The 9,279-nt window shown below is 44.9% G+C and carries 10 protein-coding genes; all 10 read right to left on the bottom strand.

Features of this window, described 5'->3' with window-relative positions; translation table 11 throughout:
• Positions 1–411: 411 nt before the first annotated feature.
• On the bottom strand, positions 412–1,686 hold the full coding sequence (locus T472_RS16125) for an IS110 family RNA-guided transposase (RefSeq protein ID WP_023863716.1): 1,275 nt from the start codon (positions 1,684–1,686) through the stop codon (positions 412–414).
• A gap of 364 nt (positions 1,687–2,050) precedes the next feature.
• On the bottom strand, positions 2,051–2,437 hold the full coding sequence (locus tag T472_RS16120) for a MerR family transcriptional regulator (RefSeq protein WP_023386354.1): 387 nt from the start codon (positions 2,435–2,437) through the stop codon (positions 2,051–2,053).
• Between the two features lie 54 nt (positions 2,438–2,491).
• Positions 2,492–3,007, bottom strand: coding sequence for a flavodoxin (locus T472_RS16115; RefSeq protein WP_023386353.1), 516 nt, complete (start codon positions 3,005–3,007; stop codon positions 2,492–2,494).
• Between the two features lie 360 nt (positions 3,008–3,367).
• Positions 3,368–4,378, bottom strand: a complete 1,011-nt coding sequence (gene dctP / locus T472_RS16110; RefSeq protein WP_023386352.1) for a TRAP transporter substrate-binding protein DctP — start codon at positions 4,376–4,378, stop codon at positions 3,368–3,370.
• 32 nt (positions 4,379–4,410) lie between these two features.
• Positions 4,411–5,700, bottom strand: a complete 1,290-nt coding sequence (locus T472_RS16105; RefSeq protein WP_207643987.1) for a TRAP transporter large permease — start codon at positions 5,698–5,700, stop codon at positions 4,411–4,413.
• A gap of 33 nt (positions 5,701–5,733) precedes the next feature.
• The gene (locus T472_RS16100; RefSeq protein WP_023386350.1) at positions 5,734–6,240 is read right to left on the bottom strand and encodes a TRAP transporter small permease; all 507 of its coding nucleotides are present in this window, start codon (positions 6,238–6,240) and stop codon (positions 5,734–5,736) included.
• A gap of 73 nt (positions 6,241–6,313) precedes the next feature.
• On the bottom strand, positions 6,314–7,219 hold the full coding sequence (locus T472_RS16095) for a thiamine pyrophosphate-dependent enzyme (protein ID WP_023386349.1): 906 nt from the start codon (positions 7,217–7,219) through the stop codon (positions 6,314–6,316).
• 2 nt (positions 7,220–7,221) lie between these two features.
• Positions 7,222–8,409: a hypothetical protein gene (gene porA / locus T472_RS16090; RefSeq protein ID WP_023386348.1), complete on the bottom strand. Its 1,188-nt coding sequence runs from the start codon at positions 8,407–8,409 to the stop codon at positions 7,222–7,224.
• A gap of 2 nt (positions 8,410–8,411) precedes the next feature.
• On the bottom strand, positions 8,412–8,666 hold the full coding sequence (locus T472_RS16085) for a 4Fe-4S binding protein (RefSeq protein WP_023386347.1): 255 nt from the start codon (positions 8,664–8,666) through the stop codon (positions 8,412–8,414).
• Entirely contained in the window at positions 8,653–9,216 is a 564-nt protein-coding gene (locus T472_RS16080; RefSeq protein WP_023386346.1) for a 2-oxoacid:acceptor oxidoreductase family protein, read from the bottom strand. Before T472_RS16080 ends, T472_RS16085 begins: the two co-directional genes overlap by 14 nt.
• Positions 9,217–9,279 lie beyond the last annotated feature (63 nt).

Genomic DNA, 9,279 nt, shown 5'->3' with positions numbered 1-9,279 from the left:
TCCCTTAATAAAAACCCACTATCTCTTATTATCTCCGTTTATCTTAGATTTACACATTAACTTGATGAGGGCATTCTCCAAGGATTAGGACAGTGCCTGATAACTGGGTGTTTCCACGCATGGAGAACAAACCGCTTTAGATTTGTATCTCGGCCATCGGGATTCCACATCAGCTCCAGGTGGCAACTCTCCCATGTCTTAAGGCATCTTCGCGCCTAAATTCCTTCGTCCTGCCTATCCTTGGAGTGGAACGTCAGTTATGCTCTCACACTGGGTCTATCGCCCTAATGGTTCAATCCTTTCTGACTGCCCCGGCTCTCATCTTTCATATAGTTTCTCTAGTGAATTTGAATGGACCTTAATCATGTGCCCATGCGGCTTAGGCACTGATTCATAGAACTATTGGCACGTCTATGCTGCCTTTTGTTGCAAGTTCATGTCAGACAGCATTTTCCCCGAATCATAGTTATTACCTTTATTCAAAATGGCATACATAACCCGCACAAGTTTGCAGCATAGTGCGATTATTGACTGCATCTTGTTCATTGGCTTCAAGTCTCGAGTTATATTTCTCGCGTGTATCGCCTGAAAATCAGGATTGTTAGAGAGAATAGGTATCATTGCCCTAAACAGACTTTCTCTGAGCCTCCTACGGCCGCGTTTGCTGATTGTGGTCTGCCCCTTGTGTTTTCCTGAACTGTTTTCTCTAAGGTTCAATCCCGCAAGCTTTATTATCTGGCGCGGATCTTTGAACCTGCTAATGTCTCCAATCTCACTGATTATAACTACAGCTGAAATCACACTTATCCCTTTGATTTCAAGAATCTTTGATGCATTAGGGACTCTCAGAAGCAATTCCTGCATAAGGCTCTCTACATACACCTTCTGTTCCATTATAATCTCGTATTGCTGTATCAGGTTCCACAGTGCAATTACAGCGGTATTCCTTCCTGTAACCTTACCTATGGATGAAGAAGCCACTTCTACCAGTATTTCAGCCTTTCTCCGGCTCGCTTTCTGTGAAGCCTTCTGCCAGGTCTTTAGTATCTCATCAACACCTGCTGCAACTACCATGGCTGGTGTTGGAAATGACTTCAATGTCATCATCGCTGATTTCCCGGTCCAGGCTTTGAACACGTCATTGAACTCTGGGAACCTGATGTCAAGCCATCGTATTACCTGATTCTGTATCGCCGTCAGTTGCTCAGTAAGCCGTTCCCTTTCAAGCACCGCCTCTCTCAACTCCTGATAAAGATCATCTGGAATGTAGACATCCCTGTACCTGCCATCCTTAACCAGCATAGCTATTGTCTTGGGGTCCTTGTGATCATTCTTTGCGGGGTTATTGTCATCAAGTTCCCTCGCACATTTTACGTGAAATGGATTGACCATGCCCAATTTATAACCACGGATCTTAAGAAAATCACCGAGTGCAAACCAGTAGTGCCCTGTGGGCTCAAAGCCTACTATGGTATCGGTCTTTCCCTTAAGTACCATCAAGGACTTCATCCAACTGTCAAAGCTTTCAAATCCCTTTCTGTTATTGCTGAACTTGGTCAGCTTTGCAAGTTCGATTCCCCTGTAATCAAAGGCTCTAGCGTAATGTACATTTTTCCCTACATCAACTCCAACCACCAACGTTTCAGATTTGATTTGCATTAGCTTGTCGTTTTGTGTACTATTCATTTGGAGACTCCTTTCATACTTTGAATTTGTGCCTTTCTTGCCTTGGATCAGCACACTTTCATTGTATTGCTAAGGGTCTCCTTTTTCAAAGTTCAAGTTTTTTCATTACAGGAATGCTCTTATGCTATCCTTATGGAGGCTTTGGTTGCTGCAATTGAGGAAGAATTCGGTCTATCGGAGCAACAAGTTATGGATTTCATGGAGAAATTTATCAGAACCCTTCCAAAAATGCTGCAAATCAGCCTAAATTCACGCGCCTGAGACTAGAGCATGGCCTATTTGTGTTGGGGTTCAAGCATTTAATGGTATTTCTAAACTGCGAAGTTTGAGTTATTATCTATAAACCGAATCTGATTCGCAAAGCCTACACTTCAAGCTTATTCCACTTGAGAACTCCGGTCTCAATTGCCTGGTCGTATCGTCCTATCTTATATTCAAGACGTTCCAGCGTGGCATCTATCGCTTCTCTCTGGGCAATCAGTATCTCCCTCTGCTCCATCAGAAGCTCCCTTCGGGCCGCTATTGTCGTATCCCCTTCCTGGGTCAGCTTAAGGTATTCTATCATAACCTCTACAGGCAGACCTGCACTCCTCATGCATTTTGCCAGTTCAACCCACCTGCAGTCCTCCTCCGTATAGTCCCTTATCCCGCTCTGTGTGCGTGTGACATGTGGGATCATTCCCACCCTCTCATAGTACCTTAGCGTATCCTGGGTAAGGCCATATTTCTCGCTTACCTCTGAAATGTTCATATAAACCTCCTTATGCTGCATATTCCATATACTCTCATGTTTCAATGGAGACCATCACAAAACCTCATCCAGCCACTTTTTAATGTCTTTCCCTGAACCTGAAACCCCGGTTCCATGAATTGCCAGGCCTTTGGTTACTGCTGCTTTCGGACAGAGCTTTGCTATGTCCCTGACACTGTGCCCAAGCCCGCTTCCTTCGTGGGTGCAGAAGGGAGCTATCGTCTTCCCTGAGAAGTCATACGATTCAAGGAATGTGAATACGGCCATAGGCATGGTCCCCCACCAGTTGGGGTAGCCCAGGATTATCTTATCGTATTCCTCCAAATTGCCTGCACTTTCAGCAAGCTCCGGACGAGCATTTTTTCTCAGTTCATCCTTTGCCACATCAGTTGTCTCAGTGTAATCTGCGGGATACTCCTTTACCGTGTCGATCTTGAAAAGGTCTCCGCCTGTTATTCCCCTGATGAGTCCTGCAGCTGCCTCAGTGTTCCCAACCTTAAGGTCTCTGATTGATCCGCTGACATAATTCTGTCCTTTTCTCGAATAAAACGCTATTAAAATCTTTCCCATTCTTCTACCTCACTCGCTTCCTTTGTTTACATCATCCGCAGTTTCAGTGTCATACAATCAGATACTCAACGTTCTGTTAAGAATGATTCATCACAAATGTGAATCCATATGCCATTGGTTTCCCAATGGAAGGCCTGATACTGCGGCTCTTCGCATTGAAGCGATTTTTCAACGCCATAGTTATCATACCCTTTTCAGGATGAAGTTTGTTGTTATAATACTAACATAAACCCTGGAGCTTACTCCAAGTCAATAGGTATTTTAAAAATCAATGAGACAAGAAATGGGGCTGGTCCGACAAAACAGACCAGCCCGGAGATTGATATTCGATTATTCAATCAGGTTAGGTATCTACGGATGTTATTTCTTGTAGCCTGTGAAGTTCTGAAGCTTTGCAGCATTCTCTGCATCAGCCTTAATTGCGCTCTCCCAGCCCTTCTCGTAGGCCTTCTTGTAGAACTCATCCGCAATCGTTCCAGACAGTACAAGTTCCTTCATACCTTCTGCAGTAAGTACCTTGTTTTCTTCCTTTATCGCATTGACATAGTATTCGTTGGATTCAGCCTCAATTTCCTTTCCAGCTTCCATGATTGCCTTCTGCTGGTTTGCACTAAGCTTGCTCCATGCCTTGTCACTCATCATTATTGCCACATCAACATTGTAGAATGAGGGCTGGACGATATAATCCGATACTTCCTGCCATCCAAAATCCTTCACGCCTACACTTGGCCAGCCATATCCTTGTATTACGTTTCTCTCAAGTGCCTGGTATGCTTCACCAGGTGCCATGTTTACAACGCCAGCCCCCAGAGATTCAACGAATGCCTGATATGCAGGTGTCGCCCTTATGGTTAGGCCTTTGAAGTCATCGATTGATTTGATTTCCTTCTTCATATATAGGTTGTATGTAAGGCCGTTTGTAGTAGCCCCTATGTAATGGCTGTTGATTTTGCTCTTGTATAGCGCATTGACAAAATCAAATCCGCCTGAAGCCCTCATCTTTTCTGCATCAGTAAGCTTCATCGCTTCCATTACAGGCACATAGGAAACATTGTAGGTATGTGCGGTCCAGGCAATATCGATTACTCCGGTACGAAGCGCTTCCACTAGCTGGTATGTAGGGATTGTTTCAGGACCTCCGCCCCATACGATCTTAACAGTACCATTGGTTTTCTCCTCAACTTTCTTTATGAAATCATCCATGTTGAACAGTAAGGAGTTACCTTCAGCCCAGGCTGATGTTACAGATAATGTGACTTCCTTCTCTTCCGTAGTTGAACTTGGAGCAGGAGCTTCCTTCTTACCGCAGGCTGTGAAGGTAACGCTGAGCAGAGCAACGAGTATGGCTATGGCACTTTTTTTGAACTTCATTATAATATCCCCCTAGCAAAATAGTTTTTTGATTATTGGAGATTGGGCAGCCAGGTTATGAGCGGCGGAATGACAGCAAGCAGCACAAGCACCAGGATATCCATGTATAAGAAAGGAATTGCCCCGTTATAGATATCTCCCATTGTGACCTCCGGAGGTGACACTCCCTTCATTGTGAACAGTGCCAGTCCTACTGGTGGTGTCAGCTGTCCTATCTGAAGGCATATCAGATATAGCACTGCAAACCATATGGTGTCTACACCCAGATTCAGAACTACAGGCATCATTATTGGAAGGGTTATCATCATTATCGCTGTCTGTTCCATGAAGAAGCCTAATGCTACAATGATAACTAACATTATCGCTATGATAATGGTCTTTGAACTCGACATCGCCATAATCGCTATGACCGCATCACGGCTAGCTCCTGTCATAGCCAGAATCTGGCTGAAACCTGCAGAACCTGCAATTATTATTAGGATCATCGCCGTTACTCTTAACGAATCCACAAGTGTCTTGTAGACCAGCTTCCAGGAAAATTTCTTATAGAATATGGTGAGTATGTACGAACCCAATGCTCCGAGTGCCGCAGCTTCTGTCGGTGTACCAATGCCAGTAAAGATTATTCCCATTACCATCAGGAATATGAAAATCAGCGGTACAATGTCCTTGAGTGCTCCGATGAGCTTTTCCTTCAATGAGGACTCTTCGAAATCGAAGGAAGGGGCATATTCCGGCTTCATTGTGCAGACTATCATAGTATAGAGTATATAGAAAACCATCAGCAGGATTCCTGGTATTATAGCACCGATAAGGATTTTGCCTACTGATATGCCGGCGATACTTCCTAGAAGAACTGCAAGGGCACTTGGAGGAATTACCATTGCCAGGGCACCTGAGGCCATTATGGACCCTGCGATAAGCTTCTTTGAATAGCCTCTCTTCATCATCTCAGGAAGCATGAGCGATCCGAACATTGCGGTATTAGCTACCACTGAGCCTGATAATGCAGCGAATACTCCTCCGCCAAGCAGAGTGATTATCGCAAGCCTTCCAGGGACCTTCTTTACGAACTTCGAGAGTGAATCTAGAGTTCTTGATACAAGTCCGGACTGGTAGAATACTTCACCCATAATCATGAAGAACGGAATCGGGGTCAATGAAAACTGGGCGACCTGGTCATACATTCCAAGCACTAGCTGACGGACACCGAATTCTCCCTGCATGGCGAACATTACAACTGTTGAAACCAGCATGAAAGTGAATGCTATCGGCAATCCTGTGAACATTATCGCCAAAAGCGCTACAAATATTAAAGTCAATACAACGTACCATTCCAAGATATTCACCTCAAATCATTTTTTTGTGGCATTAGCTTCCTTAAGCTGGAGGTAATCGGCGTAAAGGTTTCTAATGAACTGGATTGTGACAAAGAACATGCCGATTGGTATAACCATCGTAAGCATGAACTGTGGTGTACCCATCGAGTCCATGACCTTCACCTTGAAAAGGTAGTTATCCTTGACCACCAGGCTTCCATAATAGAAGATTACGGAAGATATTAGCGCTCCGACCAGATTAACCCCTATGCCAAGGATTTTGTTTGCTTTCATTGGAAGCACATTTGTTATCATATCTATGTAAATATGCCCCCTTGCCTTCAGTATCTGAGGTGCGGAAAGGAATGTTATATAAATCAGACTGTATGTTGCATACTCAACAAGATTTGTTAACGGCCTGTTGAAAAGGAACCGCGAAAATGTTGAGTAGCATATCCCTACCAGCAAAAATCCCAGTGCGAGCGCTGCTACACCGGATAATGCAGCCATGCACAAATCAATAAACCTATTGATCGCTTTCATTTCATATCCCCCAATTTTAGAAATCTAGTCTTTCAGTTTGTCATTAGATTGTTCAATATGAGTTCTGCCGGTCTCATCCCATTGAGCTGCAGAGTGTCTTAAGGTTTTCCCACTTCTTGTCGATATATTCCTGGAGCTCCGCTATCTGCTCTTCAGAGACATGCTTGTACTTCTTCATGGAAGACAGGTAGTCTTTCAGTGGAAGGGGATTCTTCACATCTACATTCAACTTGAATTTCCCGTTCTCAACTTCATATATGGGCATGAACCTTGACTGGACGCCTTTGCGGGCAATTTCTATGCTCTTCTCAGAGTCATAGCCCCAGCCGGTAGCGCAGCTGTTGTAAATGTGGATATAGACAAGTCCCTCCTTAATAGTTTTAGCCTTCTCGAGCTTCCTGATCAGGTCAGGCATGTACGCTGGTGATGCTGTCGCCATATATGGTATGTCATGCATCGCCATTATGAGAGGCATGTCCTTCTTGTTTGACTTCTTTCCCTGGCCTACCTTTCCAACCGGAGTTGTAGATGTCCAGGAACCCAGGGATGTAGAGCTGCTCCTTTGGAACCCCGTATTCATATATCCTTCATTATCATAGCAAATGTAGATTATGTTGTCTCCTCTCTCCGCAGCACCTGACAACGCCTGGAACCCTGCATCAAGGGATGCTCCGTCTCCAGCGAATGCCACAACATTGACATCCCTGTCTATCCGCTCGTAATACTTCTTTATTCCGCTGAGCATCGAGGCAGTATTGTCTAGTAGCGGGAAGAACACCGGTATCTTCATTCCGGTCTTGTCAGCCCATCCGACACTCTGTACACCACCCATACAACCTGGTGGTATTGCAAGTATGGTATTCGGTCCCATGACCTGAAGTGCGGTTCTCATTGACAGCTCAACATTACAGCCAAGACACGCGGTTATTCCAGGTCCGACCATATCTTCCATTGATGCGATTTTCTCTGCTATAGTCATTCTTATCTCCCCTTCTGATTTATTAGCCAATGAGCGGGATTCTCGATCTGGTTGCTTTCGCCAGCAGCTATTACCATATCAAGGGCTTCAACCATCAGCTCCGTGGTCAAATCTTCACCACCCAGACCTCCAACGAATGGTACGGTCGGTACTGACTTCAGGCTGCTTATCGCAGACTTAATTTCCTGATATACGATTCCGGTATGCCATCCGAAGCTTACATTCCTGTCAACGACTCCTATTGCCTTCCTGTCCTTAAGCAGCTCCATCACCTCATCCTTTGGAAATGGCCTGAGTGCCCTTATCTTCACAAGTCCTGCCTTGATTCCCTTTTCCCTTGCCAAGTCCACCGAAACCCTTGCTGATCCTGTCAGTGACCCAAGGGTAACAAGCACATATTCAGCATCTTCCATCCTGTAAGGCTCTACAAGTCCAAAATGATTCCTTCCGAACTTCTCGGCGTACTCGTCATTGACTTCCTTGATAACTCGCTTGGCATTGTCCATAGCCTGCATATGTAGTTCCCTGTAGTACTGGAGATAATTTCCAGGTGTAAGCGGATCGACTGCCATTGGTGTTAACGGGTCCAGCTTTACATGAGTCGGCTCATATTTCGGAAGGAAGCTGTTGACCTGCTCCTGAGTTGGGACCTCAACACCTTCAGTCATGTGTGAAAGATAGAACCCGTCATAACAAATGTTTATCGGAAGGAGAACATCCTTATTCTCAGCTATCTTGAATGCTTGAATAGTCATGTCTAGGATCTCCTGGTTATCCTCCACATATATCTGTATCCATCCGGCATCCCTTATGGTAAGGGAATCCTGTGGGCCACCCCAGACTGACTGCGGGGATATCATTTCCCTGTTCACTATGTTCATTACAATAGGAAGCCTCATCGTAGAGACCCTGAAATACGGCTCATACATAAGCGCCAATCCTTGCGATGAGGTAGCTGTGAATGTCCTTGCACCTGCCAGTGATGCGCCGGTCAGTACGCTCATGGCCGAGTGTTCCGATTCAGGCTCTACAATAGTTGAATCCATGACACCATCTGCCACATACTGGCTGAAATGCTGCACAAGAGGGGTCTGAGGTGTTATCGGGTATGCTGCTACAACATCAGGCTTTGCTAGTATTGCACCTATCGCTGCCGCATGATTTCCATCCAAAACGCGTATATTGCTCATAATTATTCTCCTCTAACAAATTCGATTGCCTTAGCTGGGCACTCATGCACACAAACACCGCAGCCCTTGCAGTAGTCTAGGTTGATGAAGAATCTGCCGTCAATCAGCTTAACTGATTTTGTAGGGCAGTACATGAGGCAGATTCCGCATTTTTTGCACTTTTCCTGCTGTATGACCGGCGGGTAGACTTTCCAGTCGCCAGTATTTATTATGTTAAGCTCTTTTCCGATTGCGCATATGAATTCAGTTCTTGTCATCGTTATTTCCTCCATTTACTTCCAGGACAGTCACATTCTCAAACCCGAATTCAAGGGCCTGTATATTCTTAGGACCCCAGACCTCCCTGGTCTTCTCCCTAACCTTGTCAAAGCTTACCCATCCAGTCGCCTTTACAAATGCACCGAGGACTATTGTGTTTGGAAGAAGTTTCCCGAATATATCCATTGAAGCCTTGTTGGCGTCTATGAATGCAACCTTTGTAATGTTCTTTGGAATTTCTATATCCTCAATTGATTTTGCATTGATCACAAGTATCGAATCTTCCTTCGCACCTACAAATACGTCAACACTGCTTAAAAGTGTAGGGTCGATGACCATGATGCAGTTAGGGTTGTATACCTGGTTCTTTTCCCTGATCTTCCTTTCATCGATCCTGACGAACGCACTGACCGGTCCACCCTTCTTTTCAAATCCGAAATAGGGGAAACATGCCCCGAACTTTCCATCCTGGACTGCCGCATACACAATTATTTCTGATGTTGTGACAGCGCCTTGTCCTCCTCTTCCATGAATTCGAATTTCCTTCATTTGAATCACTCCTTAATTTTGTACTGAATATGAATTGCGGATTGCGGATTGTCATACTTTGTC

The sequence above is a fragment of the Youngiibacter fragilis 232.1 genome, assembly GCF_000495435.3.
Taxonomy (GTDB): Bacteria; Bacillota; Clostridia; order Clostridiales; family Clostridiaceae; genus Youngiibacter; species Youngiibacter fragilis.
The sequence above is the reverse complement of the archived record's forward strand: the minus strand, read 5'-3'. Positions and strand labels throughout refer to the sequence as shown.